At 32.0% G+C, this 1,167-nt stretch carries 1 protein-coding gene and 1 pseudogene; both read left to right on the top strand.

Annotation, left to right across the window (positions count from 1 at the left end; translation table 11 throughout):
- Positions 1 to 110: 110 nt before the first annotated feature.
- Positions 111 to 923 (top strand): SGNH/GDSL hydrolase family protein, encoded by an 813-nt coding sequence (locus V7161_RS28545; protein ID WP_335716171.1) that lies wholly within the window; start codon positions 111 to 113, stop codon positions 921 to 923.
- 160 nt (positions 924 to 1,083) lie between these two features.
- Positions 1,084 to 1,167, top strand: a pseudogene (locus tag V7161_RS28540) (DnaA ATPase domain-containing protein); the annotation flags it as partial.

Here is a 1,167-nt window from a genome sequence, read left to right as displayed (position 1 = left end):
GTCGTGCACTTATATAATTTATCATATATTTGTAATAAAATGTAATAGAAAAAATAAAATTACCATTATTTTTACAAACAATCTTTGAGAATCTTGGGGGAAATTATAAGATGAAATCTTTATTAACCATAATTTTGGCTATAAGCTGTGGAGTTATGCTTATAGGGGGAAATATATATTGGGACAAGAAAATATCTGCATATGCCCAAAAGCCCATAGAAAAAACGGAGTCAACCAAAAAAATTGAAAAAAAAGAGCCTGAGCAAAAATCAATCAAAGTAGAAGAATCAAAAAACGATGTATTAATATCATACACAAAAAATTGGCCGACCCAAGCAAGCGGAATGTTTAGCAAACACTTAGCAGCACATGAACCCTTTCAGTTCCTCATAATAGGTTCAAACGCAATTGGAACTAGTTCGCATGGGTGGGCATATTCATTAGAAACAAAATTAATAGAAACTTACGGTCAGGACAATTTCCAAGTATCTATTAAACCATTTGATAATACCTCAACGAAATTTATAAATGATAAAAAACATACTGAATTGACAGCTCAAAGGGCTGATATAGTTCTTTTTGAACCATTTACTTTGAATGATAATGGAAATATCCCTACCAAAAATTCATTGGCTAATATTACAACTTTTACGGAAGAATATAAGAAGAAGAATCCACAATCAACATTTATTCTTATTCCTCCGCATCCAATTTATAATGCAATATACTATCCGAAGCAAGTTGCGGATCTTGCAAAGTATGCAGAAGAAAATAAAATACCTTTTTTAAACCACTGGACAGTATGGCCTTCTTCTTCATCTAAAAGTATTAAAGATTATTTGCTTCCCGATCAAAGTGCACCTAATGAAAAAGGAGCACAACTCATAAGTGATTATTTGGCTAAGTATTTCATTGCAAGATAGAACTTATTATAGATTATATTGTCTAATTTCTATGAAAGATATGCTGCTATAGAGATTTTCAAAATATAAGGGGAAGAGTTGAGGTGTGAGAAATCATGACTCCTAGCTATTCATATCCTCGTTTCTTTTATTTGGAAGATTGACCAAGTTCTCAATCTATCCTCTCTTTATTTATGGAGGTGTGGGATTAGGGAAAACTCACTTAATGCATGCGATTGGCCATTATGTTTTAGATCATAAACCT

It is taken from the genome of Neobacillus drentensis, from assembly GCF_036965425.1.
Lineage (GTDB): Bacteria > Bacillota > Bacilli > Bacillales > Cytobacillaceae > Neobacillus > Neobacillus drentensis_F.
Note: the sequence above shows the minus strand (reverse complement) of the source record. Positions and strands in the feature narration are given on the sequence as shown.

What these genes read in the sequence shown, in the direction of transcription:
- V7161_RS28545 (WP_335716171.1), top strand. Translation starts at nt 111, where the DNA reads ATGAAATCTTTATTAACCATAATTTTGGCTATAAGCTGTGGAGTTATG.